This is a genomic window from Caballeronia zhejiangensis (assembly GCF_000698575.1).
Classification (GTDB): Bacteria; Pseudomonadota; Gammaproteobacteria; order Burkholderiales; family Burkholderiaceae; genus Caballeronia; species Caballeronia zhejiangensis.
Window position 1 is genome coordinate 1 of record NZ_JFHD01000049.1, and the last position, 23,573, is coordinate 23,573.

Annotated in this window: 21 protein-coding genes and 1 pseudogene; 2 read left to right on the forward strand and 20 right to left on the reverse strand. The window is 56.8% G+C overall.

Annotated features, from left to right (window positions below; all coding sequences use genetic code 11):
- Positions 1–290 precede the first annotated feature (290 nt).
- From benD to catA, 5 genes are all read right to left on the reverse strand, one after another.
- On the reverse strand, positions 291–1,043 hold the full coding sequence (gene benD, locus BG60_RS32750; protein WP_008344897.1) for a benzoate diol dehydrogenase BenD: 753 nt from the start codon (positions 1,041–1,043) through the stop codon (positions 291–293).
- On the reverse strand, positions 1,040–2,062 hold the full coding sequence (gene benC, locus BG60_RS32755) for a benzoate 1,2-dioxygenase electron transfer component BenC (protein ID WP_008344899.1): 1,023 nt from the start codon (positions 2,060–2,062) through the stop codon (positions 1,040–1,042). Before benC ends, benD begins: the two co-directional genes overlap by 4 nt.
- A gap of 36 nt (positions 2,063–2,098) precedes the next feature.
- The gene (gene benB, locus BG60_RS32760; protein WP_008344901.1) at positions 2,099–2,587 is read right to left on the reverse strand and encodes a benzoate 1,2-dioxygenase small subunit; all 489 of its coding nucleotides are present in this window, start codon (positions 2,585–2,587) and stop codon (positions 2,099–2,101) included.
- Complete coding sequence (locus BG60_RS32765) at positions 2,584–3,942, reverse strand: Rieske 2Fe-2S domain-containing protein (protein WP_008344902.1); 1,359 nt, start codon at positions 3,940–3,942, stop codon at positions 2,584–2,586. The genes benB and BG60_RS32765 overlap by 4 nt, the downstream gene beginning before the upstream one ends.
- A 113-nt stretch (positions 3,943–4,055) precedes the next feature.
- Positions 4,056–4,991, reverse strand: a complete 936-nt coding sequence (gene catA / locus BG60_RS32770) for a catechol 1,2-dioxygenase (RefSeq protein ID WP_008344904.1) — start codon at positions 4,989–4,991, stop codon at positions 4,056–4,058.
- Between the two features lie 169 nt (positions 4,992–5,160).
- Between catA and BG60_RS37515 the strand changes: the two are divergent.
- Positions 5,161–5,268: pseudogene (locus tag BG60_RS37515) on the forward strand (LysR family transcriptional regulator); the annotation flags it as partial.
- Positions 5,269–5,893: 625 nt separating this feature from the next.
- Here the strand turns inward: BG60_RS37515 and BG60_RS37520 are convergent.
- Positions 5,894–6,142: a hypothetical protein gene (locus tag BG60_RS37520; protein WP_008344906.1), complete on the reverse strand. Its 249-nt coding sequence runs from the start codon at positions 6,140–6,142 to the stop codon at positions 5,894–5,896.
- 405 nt (positions 6,143–6,547) lie between these two features.
- Here BG60_RS37520 and BG60_RS32775 point away from each other — a divergent pair, with 405 nt between their 5' ends.
- Entirely contained in the window at positions 6,548–7,201 is a 654-nt protein-coding gene (locus tag BG60_RS32775) for a TetR/AcrR family transcriptional regulator (protein ID WP_034474137.1), read from the forward strand.
- Positions 7,202–7,576: 375 nt separating this feature from the next.
- On the opposite strand, the gene BG60_RS32780 is transcribed toward BG60_RS32775, so the two are convergent.
- The 14 genes from BG60_RS32780 to BG60_RS32840 form a co-directional block, all read right to left on the reverse strand.
- Positions 7,577–9,250: an electron transfer flavoprotein-ubiquinone oxidoreductase gene (locus tag BG60_RS32780; RefSeq protein WP_008344910.1), complete on the reverse strand. Its 1,674-nt coding sequence runs from the start codon at positions 9,248–9,250 to the stop codon at positions 7,577–7,579.
- Between the two features lie 249 nt (positions 9,251–9,499).
- Complete coding sequence (locus tag BG60_RS32785; protein WP_008344913.1) at positions 9,500–10,579, reverse strand: porin; 1,080 nt, start codon at positions 10,577–10,579, stop codon at positions 9,500–9,502.
- Between the two features lie 473 nt (positions 10,580–11,052).
- The gene (locus BG60_RS32790; RefSeq protein WP_008344914.1) at positions 11,053–11,964 is read right to left on the reverse strand and encodes a DUF7064 domain-containing protein; all 912 of its coding nucleotides are present in this window, start codon (positions 11,962–11,964) and stop codon (positions 11,053–11,055) included.
- A gap of 52 nt (positions 11,965–12,016) precedes the next feature.
- Complete coding sequence (locus tag BG60_RS32795) at positions 12,017–12,511, reverse strand: hypothetical protein (protein ID WP_144403712.1); 495 nt, start codon at positions 12,509–12,511, stop codon at positions 12,017–12,019.
- Positions 12,512–12,557: 46 nt separating this feature from the next.
- Positions 12,558–13,790: a phosphotransferase family protein gene (locus BG60_RS32800; protein WP_008344918.1), complete on the reverse strand. Its 1,233-nt coding sequence runs from the start codon at positions 13,788–13,790 to the stop codon at positions 12,558–12,560.
- Positions 13,791–14,028: 238 nt separating this feature from the next.
- Positions 14,029–14,343 carry a 2Fe-2S iron-sulfur cluster-binding protein gene (locus tag BG60_RS32805; RefSeq protein ID WP_008344919.1) on the reverse strand — a complete coding sequence of 105 codons (315 nt, stop codon included), beginning with the start codon at positions 14,341–14,343 and terminating at the stop codon, positions 14,029–14,031.
- Between the two features lie 24 nt (positions 14,344–14,367).
- Positions 14,368–15,609 (reverse strand): NAD(P)/FAD-dependent oxidoreductase, encoded by a 1,242-nt coding sequence (locus BG60_RS32810; RefSeq protein ID WP_008344921.1) that lies wholly within the window; start codon positions 15,607–15,609, stop codon positions 14,368–14,370.
- Between the two features lie 62 nt (positions 15,610–15,671).
- The gene (locus BG60_RS32815; RefSeq protein WP_008344922.1) at positions 15,672–16,970 is read right to left on the reverse strand and encodes a cytochrome P450; all 1,299 of its coding nucleotides are present in this window, start codon (positions 16,968–16,970) and stop codon (positions 15,672–15,674) included.
- A 60-nt stretch (positions 16,971–17,030) separates the two neighbouring features.
- On the reverse strand, positions 17,031–18,449 hold the full coding sequence (locus tag BG60_RS32820; RefSeq protein ID WP_008344924.1) for an aldehyde dehydrogenase family protein: 1,419 nt from the start codon (positions 18,447–18,449) through the stop codon (positions 17,031–17,033).
- A complete protein-coding gene (locus BG60_RS32825) occupies positions 18,439–19,569 on the reverse strand; it encodes an NAD(P)-dependent alcohol dehydrogenase (RefSeq protein ID WP_033535935.1) in 1,131 nt (376 codons plus the stop codon). Before BG60_RS32825 ends, BG60_RS32820 begins: the two co-directional genes overlap by 11 nt.
- A 134-nt stretch (positions 19,570–19,703) precedes the next feature.
- Positions 19,704–20,072, reverse strand: coding sequence for a hypothetical protein (locus tag BG60_RS38475; protein WP_144403611.1), 369 nt, complete (start codon positions 20,070–20,072; stop codon positions 19,704–19,706).
- 448 nt (positions 20,073–20,520) lie between these two features.
- Positions 20,521–21,663, reverse strand: a complete 1,143-nt coding sequence (locus BG60_RS32830; RefSeq protein WP_008344931.1) for a CaiB/BaiF CoA transferase family protein — start codon at positions 21,661–21,663, stop codon at positions 20,521–20,523.
- Between the two features lie 445 nt (positions 21,664–22,108).
- Positions 22,109–22,507 carry an acyl-CoA thioesterase gene (locus BG60_RS32835; RefSeq protein WP_033535934.1) on the reverse strand — a complete coding sequence of 133 codons (399 nt, stop codon included), beginning with the start codon at positions 22,505–22,507 and terminating at the stop codon, positions 22,109–22,111.
- Positions 22,508–22,636: 129 nt separating this feature from the next.
- On the reverse strand, positions 22,637–23,569 hold the full coding sequence (locus BG60_RS32840; RefSeq protein ID WP_008344935.1) for an electron transfer flavoprotein subunit alpha/FixB family protein: 933 nt from the start codon (positions 23,567–23,569) through the stop codon (positions 22,637–22,639).
- Positions 23,570–23,573: the final 4 nt, after the last annotated feature.

Here is a 23,573-nt window from a genome sequence, read left to right on the forward strand (position 1 = left end):
GCCTGTAAAGAGCTGACGGACAGCGGACTGGTCGCGGCCACGTGGGTCAACGGCGATTCGGTTTACTGCGAACGGGAAACGAGCGGCGAGCGCACCGAGCGGGTCTAGCTGAAGCAACTTACTGTGCTTCCGTCATGGCTTGCGCGACCGGCCTCGACGGCGATGATAATTCTCATTCGAACAAGTATCTGAAGAAAAAGCCGTCGAGATGTAAGCATTGAACGCTTACAGGTCGATCGAATGGCTCCGACTCCGGGAATGAAAACGCTCCCGCTCGAGGCATGCATGGGTCAGCCCGTATCTCCACCGGCTACTGGCAACACGGTCCCGGTGATATAGCCTGCCTCGTCTGACGCGAGGAACAGAATCGGCGCGACCTGTTCGTCGATGCTGCCGTAGCGCTTGAGAAAGGTCGATTCAGTGACCTGCTTCACCGCTTCGCCCATCCAGGCTTTTTCCTGTTCGCTGTCGCCGGCGGTATTGCGCGGGACACGTCGTGGAGGCGCGTCCGTCCCGCCCGGCGCGGTGGCGACTACGCGGATGTTGTGCTCCGCGTATTCCATCGCCAGCGACTGCGTCATCGCATTGACACCGCCCTTCGCCGCCGAATACGGCACACGTCGGATACCACGCGTGGCGTTCGAGGAGACGTTGACGATGGTTCCGCCTCCGCGCTTGATCAGGTGCGGCAGCACCGCATGGCACGCGTACAGCGTGGGCATCAGCGAACGGCGAATTTCTGCGTCGATCTGGGCAGGCTCGAACTCCGCGAAAGGACGCATGCGAATTGCGCCACCGACACCGTTGATCAGAATGTCGATGCCACCGAACGTCCGCACCGCAAATTCCATCGCCGATCTCGCGCCCTCGTACGTTTCGAGGTCGGCGACGAATCCTGCCGTGTCTGCGCCTTTCGCTTCGGCGGCAACTTCGGAAACGAAGTCTGCGCGATCGACGAACAGCACCTTGCCACCTTCGGCGGCCGCACGCAGCGCCGCGCCGGTCACGACGATGAACTTGTCGGCAAATCGTTGCGTGTTCATGCGGTCCTCGGTGCCGCGTTGGGTGTGAACTTCTCATAGTGGAAGCTGTTGGGCTTCACGCCGGTGTCGTCGAAGTGTTTGCGCACGGCATCGACCATCGGCGGCGGCCCGCACAGGTACACGTCGACGTCGCCGTCATTCAAGGCTTCGGCCGGCATGTGCTGCGTCACCCAGCCTTTGTGTGGATGGTTCGAATCCGCATCGGCCACGACGGTGGTGTACGTGAAGTTCGGCAACTTCGCCACGTAGGCTTCGATGGCATCGACCTGCACCAGGTCGAGGTCGCGTGTCACACCGTAAATCAGATGGACCTTTTGCTGCGAACCAGCGCGCGCTAGCACTTCGAGCATCGACAGGAACGGTGCCAGGCCCGTGCCGCCAGCAAGGAACAGCAGTGGTCGCTCCACGGCGCGCAGATAGAAACTTCCGAGCGGTCCGACTAGCTCCACCTTGGTGCCGGGCTGTGCGGAGTCGAGCCAGGTGCTCATCACGCCACCGGGAATCTTCTTGATCAGAAAGCTGATTTTCGATTCGCCCGGCGCTGATGAAAACGAATACGAGCGGTATTGGCCACTTCCTGGAACATCGATGTTGATATACTGGCCTGGCAGGAACACGGGCGCAATCGAATCCACGTCCATGTCGAGCACGACCGCTGCATCGTTGTGCTGCTCGACCTTGGACACCGTCGCAGCGAACTTGCTCTGCTCAGTCTTGCAAACAGCGGAAGATGCCGGCACGGCGATAACGCAGTCGCTTGTCGGCACCATCTGACAGGTGAGGACGAGGCCGCTATCTTTCTCATCTTCGCTCAGCGCGTCTTCGATGTACTCGTCGCCGAGGTCATAGCTGCCGCTCTCGGCCCGGCACTTGCAGGTGCCGCAGACGCCATCGGAGCAATCCATCGGCAGATTGATCTTCGCGCGGAAGGCGGCATCGAGCACCTTCTGACCCGGCTTGCATTCGACGAAGCGCGTCACGCCGTCCTCGAAGTTCAATGCAATGTTGTAGCTGGACACGTTGTCTCCTACTTACAATTCCCCCGGCATTCGACGTCACACGTGGTAGACGTCTAGCACCTGGCGGATGTAGTCGTTCTTCAGCACGATTCTCTTACTGGCAATCAACAAGCTGTCATCGACCTTTCGCAAGGTAACGAACATCGTTCCAAAAAATTGATCAGTCATCTTGTAGCGGTGGCTGAGCGTGTTGAAGTTGTACCGCACGTCCACTTCATCATCGCGTTGCGCCAGCACTTCCACGTTGGTCACGTTGTGGCTGGTACGCGGCTCAGGCATCGAAGCGCCGCTGCGTTCGGTCTTGATGCGAAACACACGGTCTTCCAGGCCGCCACGGTCCGGGTAGTACATCAGCGAGATCTGGCTCTCGTGGTCGTCGGTGAGCTGGTCGTCGTCGTCCCACGCCGGCATCCAGTAGGTCACGTTCTCGGCATAGCAGGCGAGCCACTCGTCCCACTGGCGGTCATCGAGCAGACGCGCCTCGCGGTACAGCACCGTGCAGATTTGCTGGTAGTCGAAGCTCATGCCAGTGCCTCCGCTTGTTCCTTCTTCAGCGCGTCGCGCATCACATGCACCCAGTATTCGTGCTGACATACGAAAAGGCCTTCGTCTTCGCTGCGCTCGCCCGAGATGAGCGGCTTGAGGCCCATGTTCTTCGCGTTTCCGTCCGGCCCTTCGACCCAGAGCGGCGCGCCGCGCGAAAGGTCATTCCACAACGCAGTGGTGCCGGCATAGCCAACCTGGCAGGCACGAAACTCTTCGAGGTCATCCGCGGTACCCATACCCGAGACGTTGAAGAAATCCTCGTACTGGCGGATACGCGTAGCGCGGTCCGTGGCGTTCTCGCCCTTCGGCGCAAAGCAGAAGATCGAGACTTCGGTCTTGTCGACGCTAAGCGGACGTACCACGCGAATCTGCGTGCTGAACTGGTCCATCAAAAACACGTTCGGATACAGGCACAGGTTCCGCGTCTGGTTGACGATGAAATCCCCCTTGACTTCGCCGACGCGCGCCTTGATTTCATCGCGGTATTGATAGACCGGTCGCACTTCCGGGTTCATCGTCTTGGTCCACAGGAGAATGTGGCCGTGGTCGAACCCGTACACGCCCGCTACCGACTTGCTCCAGCTATTCGCATCGACCGCCTTGGTGCCGTCGACCTTGCGACGGTCCATCGTCGCGGCGTAGTTCCAGTGCACGGTGCTGACGTGGTAGCCGTCGCAGCCGTTTTCCATCTGCATCTTCCAGTTGCCATCGTAGATGTACGAGGAATTGCCACGCAGCACTTCCAGGCCCTCGGGCGCCTGATCGACGATCTGATCGATGATGACCCTGGTCTCGCCGAGGTGGTCTTCGAGCGGTACAGCATCCTCGTTGAGGCTGCCGAAGAGGAAGCCGCGATAGCTTTGAAAGCGCGGGACTTTTCTCAGGTCATGCGAACCGTGCGTATTGAATTGCACCGGATATTCGGTGGTTTTCACATCCTTCACTTTCAGCAGCTTGCCGGTGTTGGAGAAGCTCCAGCCATGGAACGGACAAGTGAAGCTGCCTTTGTTGCCATGTTTCTTCCGGCACAGCATCGCACCCTTGTGAGCGCATGCGTTTATAACCGCATGCAGTTCGCCAGTCTTGTCGCGAGTAACGACGATGGGCTGACGGCCGATCCACGTGGTGTAGTAATCGTTGTTGTTCGGTATCTGGCTTTCATGCGCCAGATACACCCAGTTGCTTTCGAAGATGTGCTTCATCTCCAGTTCGAACAGGTCGGCATTCGTGAAGATGTCGCGGCGGCAGCGGAAGACGCCGGCTTCCTTGTCATCCCGCACGGCGGTATGCAGCAGTTCTTCGAGTTGCCTGGCTTTGTCGGTGATGACGGACATGTGTGCTCTCCCCATGCGTGCTCCAGACGATGGAGCGCTTGCACTAGTATCAAATGATCTTGCGAAGAATTGAGCGGCGGCCGGGTTATCGCTTGGCCGCCGCGTCGAGCGATTTACGTCGGGGCTGACGCACGCAGGCGATTGACGAGCTGGTTGTCCTTGCCCTGAACCAGCGGAGTCAACTCGAAGTTGAACTCGATGTCCTTGTACGGGTCGGCCTTCATGCCGAGCGCCGTGCCGCCGTTCTTTTCGACCACGTGCGGAATCAGGTCTTCGCGGGTGGCGTACGCGAAGTCGTCCCAGATCAGCGGATCGCCTTCGATGTTGATCTGCGTCGTCAGCTTGCGGTACTTGTCGGTGATCACGAAGAAGTGCACGTGCGCCGGACGGTTGCCGTGGCGGGCGAGCACGTTCAGCAGTTGCTGCGTCGCGCCGTGCGGCGGGCAGCCGTAACCCACCGGCATGAGCGTGCGGAATTCGTACTTGCCGTCGGCCCCCGTCTTGACCGCACCGCGCAGATTGAACTCGCTTTGCGCGCCGGTCGGGTCGAAGTGCGAATAGAAGCCCTTCGAGTTGGCGTGCCAGCATTCGACGACTGCATCGGCGACGGGCTTGCCGTCGGGGCCGGTCACTGTGCCGTGAATCACCAGCGGGCCGGAATGCGCATCGGGGTCGAGGTCGATCTTCGATACGCCTTCGCGCACCGGCGCACCGGCGACATACAGCGGACCTTCGATCGTGCGCGGCGTGCTGCCGTTGATGTCGGCTTCGCGGTCGGCGGCGTCCATGCGGATGTCCAGATACTTCTCCAGCCCAAGGCCGGCAGCGAGCAACGCGGCTTCGCCGTCCTGGCCGAGCTTGTTGAAATAGTGGACGCCGGCCCAGATTTCATCGGGCGTCATGTCGAGTTCGTCGATGGCCTTGAACAGATCGCCCAGGAGACGCTGGACAATCTGCTTGGCGCGAGGATTGCCGTCCTGGCTACCCAGATTGGCGGCGGCCTTCAGCAGGTCCTGCACTTCCTTCGTATCGAACACTTTCACGCTCATGACGTCTGCTCCTATTTCCGGGGGTAAAGCCTTGATTCGACCCCGAACCTGATATGTTTAGTAGGTCTAATCTGGTGCTGAAACTGGAGGTGTGAATGAAGAATACTGGACGCCCGAAAGACCCGTCCAACACTGATTTAGTATCGGGCCATATCCAGGAGGTATTGAGATGGAGCCGCGGCATCTTCGCTATTTTGTCGTTATAGCCGAGGAACGCAATTTCACGCGGGCAGCCCAGCGAATGCACATTGCCCAGCCTCCTCTTAGCCGTCAGCTATAGCAACTGGAAGGGACCCTTGGAGTAAAGTGCTGCAAAATCCGGTGGGGTGCGCTTGAATAAATGAATAAAGGCAGCCCATCTTATTGACCGAAGCGAGCGCTAGTCCCCGCGACGCGAGGACGATCACATGTTGCCGGCGGTAGTATTGATGAAGCATGGGCGGCCATCGCCCGCGTACAGGCGAGTTGTCTTATGCCCCTTACCATAGGTCGCAGGTCGGTAGCGTCTCAAATGACCGATCCAGCATTCAGTATGCCGATGCCTAGGACGCATAACACCGCCGTCGCAGTAATCGCAATACGCGCGCCAAGCCAACAAGAGTTGATCTCCTCAAGCCGGACAAGAATGGCTACGCGGCATTGATCTTCTGCGACGGACGTAGAATCGTCGGGTCCGACGCCTCGAGACGCGGGCAAAACGATCGAATGTAAACGATCTAGCATAACCACCCCTTGTTGAAGTCGACGCGAAGGAATCACCGGCCTATTTCGGGTATAGACGTTATTGCTCTTATCGCAGAGTCCATGCGAGAGATGGACGAACCGCTGAGCGTCTGCTCGCCTTCGGTGAGGCTACTAAGAGCCGCACCAACCGTAAACATGGCAAGAGTACCGTCCGCCGCTCAGGCCGCGAATCGGTAAGGACGCATCGCCGGTGTGTTCGCCATTGGCGGGAAAACGTTCCAGGAACCGTCATCGTGCCGGAAGAAAACTATAGTTAAGCGTCCCTGCGGCCGCGCCACGCCGACGCGCACAAAGCGCCTCCGATCGGATGGAGTGCGACTGAACTCCATCACGTGCACCGGCACCGCGGCAGCAAGTCCGAACCACTTGCCGACCAGCAAACGCAATGACTTCTCACCGGAGTTCATCTCAATCTCCTATCACCGGGCTACGCCACCGTCCTGCCACTGAAAGAATGACCGGACGCTTCTGCGTTTCGCCCTGTAACCATGCTCCAATTATAGGTTGTACAACCTATAAATCAACCGTTACGTGGATGTTGAGGGTAAACGATAGATTTAGGAGCTTCCGACGGGATGCGCGCTGGCGGTGGACTTGACGGCCGGCCTAGCCATCACCCAGAGCTAAACCAATACTTTTTTTCGGTTCTTCAACCTATTAAGATGCAATGTGAGGAACATTTGTGTCTGGTGGAACGACAGGCGATGCGGGTCGAGACCTACAGCGCGCACTTTTTCTCGTCCCGCCGACAAGGTTCATTACCGGGTGGGAAATTGAGCCAGTAGCGAGACAATGTCCAAGATGGAGTAAAGATGAAGAAATTGACGCTCACTTCGGCGGCGATGCTTGAACAATCGATCGTCGACCCCGTGAAACGGCGCGGCAACCGGCAGAGCCGGGTGCCCGAAATCATCGACGTCTCGATCAATGTGCTAATCGCGGCAGGTTACGCCGGGTACACCATCAACCGCGTTGCCAATGATGCGGGCATTCGCCTGAGCACGTTACAGCACTATTTTCCGAGCCGCGAAGCACTGTTGCGCGCCACGATCGAAGAAATCTCCAGGCGGTATCTCGAGCGCTTCCGACACTTCGCGGAAAACAAAACCCACTCCCCGCAAGCTCGGCTCGAAACAATCGTCGACGATGCTTTCGTGGAACTCATTAAACCAGGTCTCCCCGCTTCTATCTTCGAAAGTTGGGGCTTGGCGTTGCACGAACCATTCGCGCGGGACGTCGTCGTGGAGATGCAAAAACAGTTCACGCGGCTGTTTGCAGAGCTTGTCGGCGAGATCAATCCACAGTTATCGAGTGCCGAACGCGAGTTGCGCGGCGCACTAATCATGTCGAGCCTGGAAGGCTTGGTCGTCTTCCTTCGGTGGAGTAACGACAGCGCTTCAAAATTGAAGACATACCGCAATGCTGTCAAGGTCGTATGGAGCGGACTCAGTAGGGCTGACGACTGACCATATGCCACTCGCTCGGCTCAAAGGAGGTGCAAACAAATAACGATATTCTGAGACTCATTGAGTTGTGCTCATGCGCTTGAGCTCGATAGCTTTGATTCGGCTTCGCTTGGTACTTTAAGGCGTTGCAGCATGACCGCGACCTCCCTTCGCAACCAGCAATTGCCGCGTTCCAGATCTTCGTGATCGGTACGATGGTAGCGCCGGTAGCAAAGTATCGCCCCGAGCTTCAAATTGGTCGCGCTCCGTTTCCCTGTTCCCCTGCCAGTTGCCACGTCGGTCGGCTACCCTTATGTGCAGTCCGACGGTTGACGATGTCGGGGAAACCTTCTGGCCCGGTCGGCTCTTCGCGCCAACTGAGAAATGAAATCCCCTTTACATGTTTGGGTAGTTGGGGCCGCCGCCGCCTTCCGGCGTCACCCAGACGATGTTCTGCGTCGGGTCCTTGATGTCGCACGTCTTGCAGTGGACGCAGTTCTGCGCGTTGATCTGCAGGCGTTCGTTGCCGTCGTCGGTCTTGACGAATTCATACACGGCGGCCGGGCAGTAGCGGCTTTCCGGACCCGCATAGGTATGCAGGTTCACGTTCACCGGCACCGATGGATCTTTCAGCGTCAGGTGCGCCAGCTGATTCTCCTCGTGATTCGTATTTGAGATGAACACCGACGACAAGCGATCGAACGTCAGCTTTCCGTCCGGCTTCGGATAGACGATCGGCTTGCATTGCGACGCTGGTTTTAGCGTCTCGTAATCCGCGTGCCGGTGATGCAGCGTCCACGGCACGTTGCCGCCCATCACTTTCTGCTCCAGTCCGACCATGAAGGTTCCCGTGTACAGGCCCTTGCTCATCCACTGTTTGAAGTTGCGCGCGCGATAGAGCTCGGTCTTGAGCCAAGAGCTTTCGAAGGCTTCGGGGTAGGCGGTGAGTTCGTCGTTCTGACGGCCGGCTTGAACGGCATCGAACGCGGCTTCGGCGGCGAGCTTGCCGGTCTTGATCGCCGCATGCGAGCCCTTGATTCGCGATGCATTGAGGAACCCCGCATCGCAGCCGACCAGCGCACCGCCCGGAAACACCAGCTTCGGTAGCGAGACCAAGCCGCCCGCCGCAATCGTCCGAGCGCCGTAGGAAATACGCTTGCCGCCTTCGAGAAACCAGCGGATGGACGAATGTGTCTTGTAGCGCTGAAACTCCTCGAACGGTGACAGATACGGATTCGAATACCCCAGCCCGACGACAAAGCCGACCACGACCTGGTTGTTATCCATGTGATACAAGAACGAGCCGCCGTAGGTATCGCTTTCCAGCGGCCAGCCGGCAGTGTGGATCACCAAACCCTGCTTGTGTTTTTGCGGATCGATCTCCCACAGTTCCTTGATGCCGAGGCCGTACACCTGCGGATCGACGTCCTTGCGCAGCTTGAACTTGTCAGTGAGTTGGCGGCCGAGATGACCGCGCGCGCCTTCGCAAAAGAGCGTGTACTTCGCGTGCAACTCCATGCCGAGCTGGAAATTTTCAGTCGGCTGGCCGTCCTTGCCGACGCCCATGTTGCCCGTCACCACGCCGCGCACCGAACCATCGTCTTTATAGAGCACTTCGGCTGCGGGAAAACCCGGGAAAATCTCGACGCCCAGTGCTTCCGCCTGCTGACCGAGCCATCGCGCGACGTTCGCGAGACTGATCACATAGTTGCCGTGGTTCTTGAAGTTGTCCGGCAGGAGCCAGTTGGGCACTTGCTTCGCGCTGTTCTGCGTCAGGAACAGGAACCGGTCCTCGCTGACTTCCACGTCAAGAGGCGCGCCTTTTTCCTTCCAGTCGGGGATCAGTTCATTGAGACCGCGCGGGTCCATCACCGCGCCGGAAAGAATATGCGCGCCGATTTCCGAGCCTTTTTCGAGCACGCAGACCCCGATTTCGACGCCCTTTTCCTGTGCAAGTTGCTTGAGCCGGATGGCCGCCGACAGTCCAGCCGGGCCACCGCCAACGATCACGACGTCATATTCCATCGACTCACGCCGCGAGTCGGCCACACTTAAACGAATCATGATCATCTACCTTTCTTGGTATTGAACAAAAGCTTTCCCCGGCGTCCGTTACTTAGGGCGACGTAATTCAAGGTAGGCGAGCACGTTCGGTTGCCGAACTTGACCGACACCGGTTCTTGCACTTGGCCCTAACGCGCAACGACCAGCCCGAACGGGACTCGTCACGAGGCGCGTCCGTGCCGGTCGACCCTTCAAAATTAGGCCACGAGACGCATTGCGACGCTTTGTTAAGGCGACCCACGTTGCTGCGGGCACCTAAAACTTATGACTTACGCCCAGAAGCACGCCGGTCGTGGTTCCCGGTGCCCCATATAGCGCACCCTGGATCGATAACCCAGTGTTCATCGCACCATGGTTGTTCGCGACACCCACCTGGGCATAAACTCCCGTCCTTTTCGAGACAAAGTATTCCGCACCGAGCGCCACCACAACCGAATGATTCTTTGTGTCGTTACGGTCACTCGTCACCCAGACGCCACCATTGACGTCCAATTGAGGCAGTACAAGATAATCGAGCCCTCCACCGTAGACGTTATTGTTGAACGACCCTGCGACCTTGTAGTTGACGAACGACGCTTTGGCGCTTAGCGTGCCGAATCTGTATGCCGCCCCCAACGTGCGGCCTTCGAATTCCAACGTACTAGGAACAGGAGTCTGACCCGTTCCGCCGCTATTGCTGCCGAAAATTGCCGCATTGATCAGGAGGGCGCCGTTGTCGTATTTCAGACTCGCGGAATATTGTCGACCCGCTTGGAAATTGCCTGCTTCGCCGCCAAGAGCGAACATTACGCTACCCGAAAACCCGCCGAACACCGGGCTCGTATACGACACCGCATTTGCGCTGAAGGTGCCGGTGGCGAGGACATTGTCGGCGTAGTTAACAACGCCGCTGCCGAATTGCCAGAATGCGCGCGGGTCGGTCTCATAGATGGCCAGATAAAACGGCGAGTATTGAAGACCCGCCTTAACTTCGCCGAATCTTCCGTCAAGTGCAACCCAGGCCTGACGACCGAACAGATTGCCGTTCGAATCACTGAAACCGCCATTTACCGCGCTGATCCCGCTTTCAAGATCGAAATTCAATTTCAGGCCGCCGCCCAAGTCCTCCGTTCCCATAATGCCAAATCGGGACGCTAGCAATCCCGCATCGATCAACGAAAACTGCTTTCCGCCATTTTGTCCAGTAGCCGAATTGAGCGTTTTGTTTGTGTACAAGAACCCAGAGTCCAGCACCCCGTAAAGCGTGACACTGCTCTTGGCTTGCGCGAGTCCGCATAGGAAAAACAATGCTCCGCCCAAAAGCGACCGTCCTGCGCTCGAATCAAGCCTTCCCATGTTCGTCTCCTGATCTAATATGAGAACCTGACATTCCGTATTTGCTGTCCGTACAATTAGCTAGGAACCAACGCAGGGATGTCGCGCTCATATTGGTTTAGTACTACTAGTCGTCTTGCCTATCATCTGCCGGACAGGGTCTTACACGGCTAGCCATCTGTTCGAATGTGGAAGCGACTGCGAAAGTCAGCCGGAAACGATGGTCGATCGTTTCTACTTTCCGAATGTTGTCTTTAGTCGGCAAAGAGCCCACCGCCACCGAACGGCCGCATGCGCCCGTCGACCCGGGTCGATTGCCGCTACCATCGACCAGGGAAGCTCTTCGGAAACCACGGCATGACGAAAGACTATCCTCAGACCTGGGGACTGCTTATGCGACTAGACGGCGTCTCCACTCGGCGCAACGCCATACGAGAGGCTATCAATAGCCAATTTTTTCCGTTCGCGCCGCGGCCGACCCCGTTGGCGCTATCTCATTCGATCCCCCGCCAGGGCAATCGGTAGCCGGTCTCGTATAGACCGTATCCAATCGTTCCGTCTCCCAAGCGAAATTCCATCATCTGTTCGCAAAGCACGAACGTGTCGAGGGGGAATAGCCAAGTGAACAATGGCTTTCCCGACATTTCAAAGGTCCGACCTAAATCGTCGGTGAACGTCCACTGCGCACTTTCAACCGAGGTTTGATTGGACGCAAAAACCATTTGGTCATCGATATGGGTAACCCGGCGCCACTGGGTCCCATCGTGGTACATGCGCATATAAGCGGATTGCTTCTCCGTTGAAATGCCATGCACACCCGCAAAAGCCGTACCGTTTTCGAAAACGGGCCATGCTAACCGATAATGCAGCAATGCATCCCAGTTTCGCGGGCCCGCAGCGATATCGCGAAATCCTTTCGCATTTACGTCAGTGCGTACACCGCGGTGGACGAAGTGTCCGGTGATCGTGGACGTGCCTTCAAGATGAACGTGCGAAAGTTCGCGTGCGAACGAGCCCTCTGTATCGTTCGTCATGGCAACGTTATCTTCCATAGGATGCAACTCGTCCCATGTAAAGTCCGCAGAGAAGCCGTCTGCAGATAACGAGATGCGAGTTTTCTTCAACGGGATTTCTGCGTGAATGCGCATACCCGCTATTTCCAACCCCTCCAAAGGGCGTCCTGCGGAATACGGCAGGTTCATGTTTGTTCGAGTAAAAATCGGAAGGCCATCTTGAAAGACGATAAACCATGTGTTCGTGTCCTGCCGGCTCTCCTGAATGCCAACGCGAATCAGAATGCCGACTCGGGTGACCGGATCGTAGGCGTTGTAGTAATAGCTTTGATTCCAGTGCGGATTTCCGTCACTCTTTATGTAACCTTCAAATTTTTCGTAATTTGGTTTCATGTTCGATATTCCATAGTATCTTGCAATGAGCAGTCGCTCCGAGTTCGGCAGTTTAGACCGTCGATAGCAACGTTTCAATCGACGGCAACGATGCCGGATCGGTTTCCCAATTTTGAGGGACCAGCAGCGCCCGATCTCGTAAGAACTGCTCGCGGGACATTTTCAGAACCACCGCCTCGGTTGCTTCTAAGTGGCCAACTGTGCCTTTCTCTTCGATGTCGGTGAGTACGAGTCCAATTCCCGAACGCAACGCGCGAATGAATTCCACAATGCTGGCAGGTTCGACTTGGCACTTTTCTAATGTCTCGGTTGCTGCCGCGCGCGCATCACTGAGGCTCTTCAGCGCCTCTGAGCGCGCCGAGTCTTCCCCGCAAATCGTATTAATGTCGCCAGCCGCTTTGATTAGACGCTGTAATTCGTCCCGGTCAAATCGGAATTGCAGCGGCAGCTGCTTTTCCATCAAATGAAGCATACCGACAACGAGCTGCGATTGCTCGTTCGCAAGCCGATTTTTTGGATCAATCGCCGGCATGATGACGTCGGTCATTGCCGTAATCATGGTCGCGATCTGAATTTCGGGTCGCATTTGCATCTTAAAGTCCCCTCTCGAGTTGTTCGCCAAGCTGGTCAAGGACCACGTAACCGATGCCCATCAGCCACGCTACCAAAACATCTTGGTGGGTTTTGCGATTCCGAGCGATTCGATAGCCAGTGCCCAGTAGCAAAACTGCCAAGCTGAAATTGTTGTAAATTTGATACCAACGCATGGTGCGTTGATTCACCGAAAAGTTCGCTGCCTTTTCGTATGCCTCAAGGAACTCAGGTTCCGACATCATGCTGGAGACCAGGAACGTGTTCGTCTCTGTATCGAAGCTTCCCTGCGTACGGCTAGTCGTCCATGCTAGATCCTGGTGCCGATCGCCAATGCGGCCCAACTCCCAGTCCAAAAGCGCAGAGATACGCATATCCGGCTCGGTGAATAAGAAGTTCCCGAGGCGGTAATCGGCATGGACAATGACCGGCTGGTCAAGCACGGGCATTGTGCGGCGCAGCCAACCGGCCGCCATGCGAAGCAAAGGAATTTCCTCATCGCCGTCTTCCTCCCAAACCCGCTCCCACCAATCGAGGCCGAGTTGCGCGCACTGCGTGCCGGCCACTGGAATCTGGAATGCGGAGAGGTCGGCCTTGTGGACGTCGAGACTGTGAATACTGGCAAGATGCTCAACAAATTGTGGCGCAAGCAACTTCCGGATTTCAGGCGCGAGCTGGGTACCGACGCCCGATACACCACTGGTGGTGTTGCTCGGCTTAGCAACGCCGGCGGCAAACCCGTAAATCAGGCCGGGGTAAGGCAGATGCTTACCGTCCTCATCGCACCAGAACACGGGGGGCACCGGTACTACTCCAGCCACCGCTTTGATCAGCTGGAATTCTCGAAGCCGACTGGTTTCGACCAAGGACTCCGCCGGCTCCATCCGCAGCACCATAGGCGTTCGTTCGTAGCCGATGCCCGGACGGTCCCAGCCGAGAGTGAAGGCCATCTGAAGCTTGGATGCGCCACCGGACAGCCATCTTGCATCGCTTATCTCAAACTCGTTCCCGATTTCCGCTCGCAACAGCGAATCCAGGCAGTTAGACAACTGCTCCAGGGAGACGGGCTTATAAACGTGGCCCGCGCGTCGCTCCATTTTTCGGGTCAGCAATCGATCGATCTCAGGCTCAGTCACATAACGCCGTCTCAGTGCAGAGATCCACTCCAACGATGGCCTGTCTTTGTCAGCCACGGACAGGACGCCGCCTTTAGGCAGGTACAAGGGGCCACTCATAAAATCTCCTCCTAGCTATTGCCCCTTCGGGAGCCGGCTCTAGTGCGGGCACCCCAGGCGGGCTGTTGAAATACGCCGCGGCAGCGCGCGGCCCTCCATGCGATATAGCGTATTGCATGCGACTTCTTTGAGCGTCTTGATTCTGTGTCGCTTTTTCTTTGACTTAGACATCGTCGAGAGAGCGCAGCATGTCTTGCTTCACCTTTGCGGTGCGGACTGCCGCTGCGCAGGCCCTCGCTTAAACATCTAGCAACTTGATCACTAGTCCATCAACGGCGTCGGATACCGGTATCTGACAAGCAAGCCGCGAGTATTCGGTGCGGAATTCCGCGAATTCCAGTAGCGCGGCTTCTTCAGGAGAAGGTGATTCGATGCGGTTTGCCCACTCCTCAGCAACATAAACATGACAGGTCGCACACGCGCAGCTGCCGCCGCACTCGGCAATGATTCCTGGCACTCCGTCCTGAACGGCCACTTCCATGACGCTCATTCCAACTCGACCCTCAAGCACGTGTTGCGTGCCGTTCTGCTCAATATATGTAATCGTAGGCATCAGTTACTCCGTCCAAATATTCATTCACAAGTCAGCTAAAACGTTGCTCATTGCTACTGTCGCATCTGCCAGTTTCTGTTTGCTCAAGCGTCCTCCGCTCTCGATTAGCGCTCGCCCCGCCATATACTCGGCGGGCGAATTGATCGCCTCGACCGCGCGTAGCCGTTCGCCTAAAAGATGGAACACCGCTAGCTGTTGTGACCCGGCGCCAATCCGAACCACATAGCTGTCCGCGTCCAGTGGTAAGCCGGCGATTTGTATTTTTAGATCGTATTGATCCGACCAGAACCAAGGGATTTCTGCCTTTGGCGCGGCCTGCCCCGTGATATCCGCGACCACTTGTTTAGCCTGTTCGGTCGCGTTTTGTACGCTCTCGAGCCGAAGCGTTCTACCGTATAGCGGAACAGGGCGCGCGCTCACATCGCCAATCGCGTAGATCGACGGGTCTGACGTCCGTGCTCGGTGATCAACAATGACTCCATCGCCGCAAGAGAGGTTTGCATCGCGGGCTAATTCGTCACGCGGAACGCCCCCAACGCCCACAAGCACCATGTCACATTCCAATGTCGCACCGGTCGACAATCTGACTGCCCCGACGTCGCCATCAGTGGTGGCATCAAACACTACTACCTGGGTGTCTGTAATGATCTCGACCCCATTTGAGCAGTGATATTCGGCGACACGCTGGGAAAGCACGGTGCCAGCAACACGCGCGAGGATTCGGGATTCGCGCTCCACGACAGTTACTCCGAGGCCGGCAGCTCGTGCCGAAGCGGCGACCTCCAATCCTATATACCCACCGCCTACAACCACGAGCCGTCGACTTTTGCCGAGTGCGCTCCGGATCTTGTCTGCATCCGCTATGTCGCGCAGTTCATAGATACCGTTCAACTTCGCGCCCGGCACGTTTAGTCGACGCGGCTCTGATCCCGTCGCGAGAATGAGCGCGTCGTATTTGATCGGCGCACCTGCGGCCACGATGATCTGCTTAGTCTCGCGATCGATTCCAACGATACGTTCGCCTAGTTTCAATTCAATGCGATTCGCAGCATAAAAACTCTCTCCTTTCAGGAGAATCCGCGTTGAGTCGGCACCTTCTTTGAGATAAGCCTTCGAAAGCGGAGGCCGATGGTACGGAAGATGACCTTCCTCCCCCACGAGAACGACGTCGCAGTTGGGGGCGCGCTGACCGAACAAGGTGGCGGCAGCGACCCCAGCATGCCCGGCTCCAACTATCACGATGCGGATTCTATCGGTTTGCGCCATTTACATCTCCCTGAAACAAAGAGCCGCACGAGCGAACGTCTTCACTACGTCCATCGCACTCTTTAAGCTTTCTCGAATTTGATCGGAAGGCGCTTCAATCCGCCGACGAAGTTTGTCTCGACGAGTTTCGGATCGCCGTCGAGTTCGAATGACTTCAGGCGCGGAAGTAGCTCCTCGAAGAAAATCCGCATTTCGAGCTTCCCAAGATGCTGCCCGAGGCACATGTGTGCCCCCCACCCAAATGCCAAATGGCGATTAGGGCTGCGGGTGATATCGAAAACGTCCGGGTCAGCGAAAACCGATTCGTCGCGATTGCCCGACGGATAACTCAGCATAAGGCGATCGCCGGATTTGATCTCCTGGCCGCCAATCGACGTGTCGGCGGTGGCAGTCCGCATGAAGTGCTTGACAGGAGAATTCCACCGCAACGCCTCATCCACCAGGCCGGGGATCAATGCGGCGTTTTCCTTTACCAAACGGAATTGGTCGGGGAATCGCGCCATACCTAGCATCGCCCCGCCCGTGGTCGAAGACGTCGTATCGTGTCCCGCCGTTGCGATCGCGACGTAATACCCGTTTGCGTACTCTTCCTCAATCGGCTTGCCATCGACCTGACTATTCGCGATCAGCGACATCAGATCATCGCGAGGTCGTTCCCGCCGATCTTTGGTGAGCGCTGAAAAATATGAGTAGAAGTCGTTTAGAGCCGCGTGCCATTGCTTGGCCGCCGCATCGGGGCTTTTAGGGAGCTCGTCGCGATGTTCATCGGGGTCGTGCACGCCGAAGAAGTCCTGAGTCAGCCGAAGCATGCGGCCCTCGTCTTCTTCTGGCACTCCGAACGCGGTCATGATGACATGCAGCGGGTAATAAAGCGCGCAGTCGCTCATGAAGTCGCATCGACCGTCGAACTGCAGCAGGCGTTCAACGGATGCCTTCGCGATCACGCGAACCCGTTCCTCGAGGCGACGGATGTTCGCTGGCAGAAACCAATTAGACGTCAGACTCCTGTACGATGTATGCATCGGCGGATCCATGGCAGTCAAACTGCTCACGAGATGCGGATTGCCATTGTTCATAGCCTTCATGAACTGATCGTTTGCTCTGTCGTACAGGATTTCGCTTTCGGCCGCGTTGCTAAACAGGTTAGGCTGCTTGCCTACCGTCATTATGTCGGCGTGCTTCGATACGATCCACATCGGGTCGTAGCCATCAATCTCCGCCCGCCCCACTGGCGTGTTAGTCCGCAGCCATTTGAGCGCGGGATAGATCACGTCGTCGTCCGTGTATGACTTCGGATCTACAACGATGCGGGCGATATCGTCCGGAATCAAAGCCGGTCTGCTTTCGGTTGCGTCAGTCATCTGTTCTCTCCGTTTTACGGTGTACCCTGTTACGCAGCTTGCTCCACAATCGGAACTTGCTTAGCTCCGGTTGATCGCCACCGTTTGAGTACCTGTATATTCCAACAACCCTTCCAGTCCGCATTCCACCCCGTATCCAGATTGCTTGCGGCCGCCAAATGGTGTAAAGGGGGTTATATAAAGCCAGTCATTGATCCACACCGTACCGCTGTGAATGCGGCTTGCAATCAACGCGGCTGCATCCGCGTCGCTCGACCACACCGATCCTGCTAGTCCATATGGGCTCGCATTAACTTTGGCAATCACGTCATCTAGGTCCGAAAACTTAAGCATCGGCAACACCGGGCCGAACGCTTCCTCCTGAACCACTGGACTTTCTTCGGGAGGGTTATCAACGATGGTGACGGGGACGAAATACCCTGCCCCTGGCACAACGTTTCCGCCGATCAGCACTCGCTCTCCACGCTCAGCGATGTCGTGAATAAGGCGACAAACGCGGTCGTACTGTGCGCGATTTTGTATCGGTCCAATCTTCGTTTCTGGCTCGAAGCCGTCGCCTACTTTTACCGTCTTCGCATATTCCGCAAGTGCGAAGGCAAGCTCGTCATAAACTGATTCGTGAACGTACAGGCGCTTTGTCGCCATGCACACCTGGCCGGCATTCGTAAATGCTGACCAAAAGATCTTCTCAGCAACGGCGTGTACATTTACATCGGCGAGCACGATCGCAGCGTCATTTCCCCCAAGTTCCAAGGTGACACGCTTCAACGTATGCGAAGCCGACTGGACGACACGCCTTCCCGTAGCCGAAGACCCCGTGAAACTAATTTTCGCGAACCCAGGATGCTCCGTTATCCATGGACCGAGTTCATCGCCGCCCGATAGAACGCTGAGAACGCCAGCAGGAAAGAGGTCACGAGAGAGCTCGCCGATCTTTAGCGTTGTCAACGGTGTGTATGGCGAGGGCTTCACCACGACGCAATTACCCGTGAGAAGCGCTGCCGGGATCTTGAGAAACGCGATCGAGATGGGGTAATTCCAAGGTACGATCGCAGCGGCCACGCCCAGCGGAACCCGTCGGGTCTCGACCTTCCGATCTCTGGAGTCTTCAACGACTACCACCGGCATATCGACGGTCGCCAAAGTCTCACACCAGTATGCAGCGCCCAAGATTTCAGCACGCGCGTCCGCCAATGGTTTACCTTGCTCGGACGTGAGAAGGCGCGCTAAGGCGTCCGCGTTTTCGACCAACTTCGATCCCAACCTCCTTACAGCGTCCCTGCGCGCCTCGACTCCAGCCGCGCTCCACGAAGGAAACGCGCGAGCTGCACCCGCGACCGCCTCGTCAAGTTGAGCCTTCGATGCGCGCGGTGCTGTAGCAATGACGGCTCCGTTTGCGGGATTGATCACATCGATCGTGGCCTCCGCCTCGAAGCCCCGGCCGCCTATCGTCATCGTGTAGTCGCTGTCAAACTGCATGAGTTGCCTCCCCTTGCTCGGCGGGAATTAAGACGGGTTTGACGCAGATGCCGCGCGCCTGGTCAGTCACCGCCCGGTTAATCTCACTCAGCGGATAGGTCTGAACTAGCTTGTCAAACGGAAACTTCCCGTTAAGAAATAGCGCGACCAACTCAGGAATGAAGACATCAGGATCGCTATCGCCCTCGACGATGCCTTTGAGGGTCAAGCCCAGCGACATCAACTGGAGCGGATCGACCGGAATCGTGACGCCAGGCTTATTTGGAACGCCAACCAGCCCGAGCGTGCCCAAATGTCCCATACAACTCAAAGCAGATTGCAATACCGCGACGTTTCCGGTCGTGTCGAGCGCGTAGTCAACACCGTGCGGCAGGAAGTTGCGAACCGTGGCCCCGAGATCTGCGTTGATCGGGTCAACGACGTGCGTGGCGCCTAGCGCAAGAGCGAGTTCCCTCCTGGCTTCCATCGGGTCGGACACTATGATGTGGCTGCAACCCTGGACTACAGCTGCCATAACCGCGCTAAGTCCAACCGTTCCTGCGCCTAGAACGAGAATGGAAGAATGCTGCTCGCAAGAAAGCGAGCGCATCACCGCGCCCGCGCCCGTTTGCACTCCGCACCCCAGCGGTCCAAGTATGGGGAGGGGCGCGCGTTCATCCACCTTAACAATGTTTGCTTCGTACGCGAGGGCATACGAGGCAAAGGATGACTGCCCAAAGAAATTTCCAGAGACTGCTTCGCCTTCGGAACGCAACGAATGAGAACCGTCGCTCCGGACACCGGCGAAATTCAACTCATTGAATTGTTGGCAGTAAGCGGGGTCGTCGTCGTCACAACTGTGGCAATGCCCGCAGGATCTAAACGTCAGAACCACGTGGTCTCCAACCTTAACCTTGGTGACATTGCTGCCGACGGCCACTACGGTACCGCTGCCTTCATGCCCGAGAACCGCAGGCAGTGGTATTGGAAGGACGCCATCGCGTACAGCGAGGTCCGTGTGGCACACGCCCACGCCACTGATCCGAACGAGAACTTCGTCATTGCGCGGATCGTCGATGTCGAGCGTTTCCACGGAGAACTCCTCAGCTTGACGGCGCGCAACAGCTGCTTCAATTTTCATATCGTCGACTTCGAAGTAAGGGTTGACTCAACGGATGGAGGCGCGCAGAGGCGACGTTTTCCGTCTTAACAAGTTGTTTGCTGCATCTAGGTTTAGCGACGTCGCCTTCTAGAAGCATTCTGCTCTTCACCGCTTTATTTCCACCCGACGCCCCAAGCCCATCTTCGGGCCAACCCGCCACCTTTTTCTTCCAACTTGGACGGCAGGGCATCTTTTTCGAGCAATTGCAAGGCATCGTCAAGGGCGCCGGTCTGGATTGCAGGTGCAGCGGCATATGCCAATGCGACTACTTGCAGTGATTGACAAGCGCGTTTGCACATGACGTCGAACCACGAAAACACTGCTCCCCGAGGCGCGCAGCATTGGTGTTGACGCAAAGCACCGACTTCATGTTTCGCGATCGCGATGGGATGGCGATTCGGGTCAGCGTTCGGAAGCGTCACTCCATGTTTTTCGGAGTCAAAAGATCGTCCGTACACGTCGACCAAACTCTTCCTTTTCATAACACCTCCGATCGGTCCCTGTTTAAAACAATTGCTTTATACAAATGACTATATTCTACGCACCATCTGATTGCACCTTGGGGGTTTCCCGGAGACGCCGACCTGGCTGAAGCATTACGACTTCGTCGATCCGCTGCACACGCCCTCATGCCGCGTGAGTGAAATCACATCCCCGCAGCTAGCCAGGCATCCTGAGCTGGGCCTCTACGCCGCCACAATGAAGGCGCCGCCGCGTGATCGGGATGGGCAACCCGGACAGCCCCGGGCGTCGAGTCGCATGAGCCGGTGGGGCCGGCAGGTCAAGACTCCCTCTTGCTGGCGAATCGGGCAGACTCTTCTGCGACGTACCGTCCGTCCGCTGTGAAGGTGCAATACAACATGCGTTCGTTTGTACTTTTTCGCCGCGGCGGTAGCGTCGACATGTCCGCCCGCAAGGCCGAACTATCATTCAAGACCGAGCAAGCGTCAGAACCTCTTCCGTGTGCTCACCGAGAAGCGGTGCGCGTGACCTTATATCGATCGACGCCGCGCTGAAACTGACTGGAAAATTCATGTAACGGACGGTACCGAAATCCGGGTCTTCGAAATCGACATATGCGTGATTGTGTTTCACTTGAGAATCCTGAAGGAACTCTTCGAGTGTATAAATGGGGCCAATCGCAATACCCTTTTCAGCCGCACGGGCTAAAACCTCGTTGCGTGTCATTTCACTAGCTCGTCTGCTGAACTCGCGCCACATATCTCCGCTTCGCTCGACCCGCTGCGCTACCGAATTCCAGTCATCGTGCCCAATCAAGTCCTCTCGCTCAAAAATGCGACAGGCCGCCGAAAAGTGTTCGTCACTCTGTACATGACCGATTACCCATCCGTCCCGCGTTCGAACGGGGTGGTGAATATCCAGCGTTGCCGTCTTTCCTCCTTCGCTCGATTCGAAGGTGTTAATGTTGTCCATCATTCCAATCCAGGAGAACGTATTCAGTAAGGACGCGTCTACGCGTTGGCCCAGCCCTCCACCCCGTTCTCGTTGAAGCAGGGCTCCAAGAATCGCGCTGGCCGTGATTGTCGCGGCTGTTTTGTCCACAATCAGATTTCTAATTGGCTCGGGATTACCTCCGCGCCCTTGCACATACATAATCCCAGTCATTCCCTGTAATAGGTGGTCATAGGCAGCGTTTGATGCATACGGGCCTGACGTGCCGAAGCCGGAAATAGCTGCGTAGACAAGCTTCGTATTGGTGTCCTTCAGTTGATCGTATCCCAATCCAAGGCGCTCCATGACCCCTGCACGATTGTTGTGAATCAACACGTCAGCGGTGGCAATCAGCTGTTTTGCAATGTTAAGATCGTCTGGCGATTTCAGATCTAGGATGACACTCTTCTTCCGTCGGTTGACCATCATGAAAAGCGCTCCCATTTCGTTGTGAAACGGGCCTACCTTCCGCAATGGATCGCCGCCGGGCGGCTCAATCTTTATCACTTCCGCGCCCATGTCCCCGAGGATTTGTCCTGCGATTGGCGCCGAAAAGAGCGAACCCAGCTCTATCACACGCAGCCCGGCACACGGGCCGCCCTGCTTAGGTTGATCGTTCATACTGGCTCCATGTGTTTCGGTTGTCTACCGACTGATGAAACTCAATTGCTTGTAATCAGATGCTTGGAATACTGCCCGGCGGAGCACCGCCCGATTGAGACAATGAGCCGCGGAAGCCGAATCTGTTCGCGGCATGTCGCCACTACGCACGTCGACGCAAACACCCATCGAGTCCATTGGGCGCAAAGCTCGAAACGACTACCCGGACTGTCAATCAACAGCAAAAATCTTGATCAGCTCCCCCAGAGAGAGGTGCTCGACTACATGCGTGTGTAGCTGGGGCTGCCGCCCTCTCAGGCGGGATCCAGACAATATTCACGGCCTGTCCGCGCGGTTCGAGATACCATTTTCGCGCGTGCGTTTTCGCAGTCGAGATTCGCCTGTGCTGACGCAATCAGTCTGTTAAGCGCCGCCGGAAGTGGACTTGTCCTCTTAAGTGCTTCGGTTACTTCAGTGCGTGCAGTCCCATCATCGAACGTTGCTGATCAGGGATAGCTACGGGCTGACGTGTGTCGGAGTCGATCAGGACGAGAACGGTTGTCGCAAGAGCGACACAGCTGCCGTTCGAGAACACTCCCTGTATCAGCTTGCATGATGTGTTACCTACTTCTATGACGGCCGTGCCGATACGCACGAGATCGGGCCAATGAAGTTCACGAATGAACTCCATAGTCAACGACGCAGTGACAAAAGTTTGATGCGGTTCTTCAAGTTCGGCAATGAATCGTGAACGACCTGTCTCAAAATACGCGCCAATTGCAAGATGGTTCACGTGGCCAATGCGGTCGGTGTCGGACCAACGCACCGTGTCCGTAGACCAATGCTCGTAACTGTCCTCATCCATTCGACGGGCAGGAAAACTAGGCATATTGCGTTTTCAGTAGGAGGGGGCAGGTTCCTAATCGCTATTTCCACATCAGTTTTGGAGCTGCGACTTTTGAGTCGACTTTACGAGTAGCCTCGCTAACGAACCCTAAATGGAGGCGACCAGTTCGGGGACGACTGCAAACAGATCACCGACGAGGCCGTAGTCGGCGATCCCGAAAATTGGCGCCTCCTCGTCTTTGTTGATTGCGACAATGAACTTCGAGTCCTTCATTCCTGCGAGATGCTGGATCGCGCCTGAGATACCGACTGCGATATAGAGATCCGGAGCAACGATTTTTCCGGTTTGACCGACCTGATAGTCGTTCGGCACGTAGCCCGCGTCCACAGCGGCGCGCGATGCGCCTAGTGCCGCGTTGAGCTTGGCGGCAAGCGGCTCAAGCACATTCATGTAGTTTTCGCCACTGCCGAGGCCGCGCCCGCCCGAAACGATAATCTTGGCGCTCGTAAGCTCAGGACGATCGAGTTTTGTGACTTCGCGGCTAACGAGCTGAGAAACGCCGCTATCTGCTGCGGCTCCAATCACATCGATCGTCGCGCTGCCTCCTTCCGCTGCGACCGGGTCGAATGCAGTCATACGGACAGTGACGATCTTGATAGGATCTGCGGATTGAACTGTTACGAGCGCGTTGCCGGCATAGATCGGCCGCTCGAACGTGTCCGGGGAGATGATCGCGGTGATATCGCTAATCTGCGCCATGTCCAGTTTCGCTGCGATGCGCGGCGCGACGTTCTTGCCCGCCGCGGTAGTCGGCGCGAGAATGTGCGTGTAATCCTTCGCAAGCGAGAGAACTGTCGGTTCCAAGTTCTCGGCAAGCCCGGCTTCCAGTTGCGGCGCGTCGGCAAGCAGAACTCTCGAAACTCCTGCAATCTTTGCAGCTTCATCGGCTGCGGCCCGTGCGTTGTGGCCTGCAATCAATACATGTACGTCGGCATCGATCTTCTGCGCGGCTGCCACCGTGTTTAATGTCGCGGCCTTGACGCACGTGTTGTCGTGTTCCGCAATAACTAGAATCGTCATGTCA

What these genes read in the sequence shown, in the direction of transcription:
- benD (WP_008344897.1), bottom strand. Translation starts at nt 1,043, where the DNA reads ATGAACACGCAACGATTTGCCGACAAGTTCATCGTCGTGACCGGCGCG.
- benB (WP_008344901.1), bottom strand. Translation starts at nt 2,587, where the DNA reads ATGAGCTTCGACTACCAGCAAATCTGCACGGTGCTGTACCGCGAGGCG.
- BG60_RS32765 (WP_008344902.1), bottom strand. Translation starts at nt 3,942, where the DNA reads ATGTCCGTCATCACCGACAAAGCCAGGCAACTCGAAGAACTGCTGCAT.
- catA (WP_008344904.1), bottom strand. Translation starts at nt 4,991, where the DNA reads ATGAGCGTGAAAGTGTTCGATACGAAGGAAGTGCAGGACCTGCTGAAG.
- BG60_RS37520 (WP_008344906.1), bottom strand. Translation starts at nt 6,142, where the DNA reads ATGAACTCCGGTGAGAAGTCATTGCGTTTGCTGGTCGGCAAGTGGTTC.
- BG60_RS32775 (WP_034474137.1), top strand. Translation starts at nt 6,548, where the DNA reads ATGAAGAAATTGACGCTCACTTCGGCGGCGATGCTTGAACAATCGATC.
- BG60_RS32780 (WP_008344910.1), bottom strand. Translation starts at nt 9,250, where the DNA reads ATGATCATGATTCGTTTAAGTGTGGCCGACTCGCGGCGTGAGTCGATG.
- BG60_RS32785 (WP_008344913.1), bottom strand. Translation starts at nt 10,579, where the DNA reads ATGGGAAGGCTTGATTCGAGCGCAGGACGGTCGCTTTTGGGCGGAGCA.
- BG60_RS32790 (WP_008344914.1), bottom strand. Translation starts at nt 11,964, where the DNA reads ATGAAACCAAATTACGAAAAATTTGAAGGTTACATAAAGAGTGACGGA.
- BG60_RS32795 (WP_144403712.1), bottom strand. Translation starts at nt 12,511, where the DNA reads ATGACCGACGTCATCATGCCGGCGATTGATCCAAAAAATCGGCTTGCG.
- BG60_RS32800 (WP_008344918.1), bottom strand. Translation starts at nt 13,790, where the DNA reads ATGAGTGGCCCCTTGTACCTGCCTAAAGGCGGCGTCCTGTCCGTGGCT.
- BG60_RS32805 (WP_008344919.1), bottom strand. Translation starts at nt 14,343, where the DNA reads ATGCCTACGATTACATATATTGAGCAGAACGGCACGCAACACGTGCTT.
- BG60_RS32810 (WP_008344921.1), bottom strand. Translation starts at nt 15,609, where the DNA reads ATGGCGCAAACCGATAGAATCCGCATCGTGATAGTTGGAGCCGGGCAT.
- BG60_RS32815 (WP_008344922.1), bottom strand. Translation starts at nt 16,970, where the DNA reads ATGACTGACGCAACCGAAAGCAGACCGGCTTTGATTCCGGACGATATC.
- BG60_RS32820 (WP_008344924.1), bottom strand. Translation starts at nt 18,449, where the DNA reads ATGCAGTTTGACAGCGACTACACGATGACGATAGGCGGCCGGGGCTTC.
- BG60_RS32825 (WP_033535935.1), bottom strand. Translation starts at nt 19,569, where the DNA reads ATGAAAATTGAAGCAGCTGTTGCGCGCCGTCAAGCTGAGGAGTTCTCC.
- BG60_RS38475 (WP_144403611.1), bottom strand. Translation starts at nt 20,072, where the DNA reads ATGAAAAGGAAGAGTTTGGTCGACGTGTACGGACGATCTTTTGACTCC.
- BG60_RS32830 (WP_008344931.1), bottom strand. Translation starts at nt 21,663, where the DNA reads ATGAACGATCAACCTAAGCAGGGCGGCCCGTGTGCCGGGCTGCGTGTG.
- BG60_RS32835 (WP_033535934.1), bottom strand. Translation starts at nt 22,507, where the DNA reads ATGGATGAGGACAGTTACGAGCATTGGTCTACGGACACGGTGCGTTGG.
- BG60_RS32840 (WP_008344935.1), bottom strand. Translation starts at nt 23,569, where the DNA reads ATGACGATTCTAGTTATTGCGGAACACGACAACACGTGCGTCAAGGCC.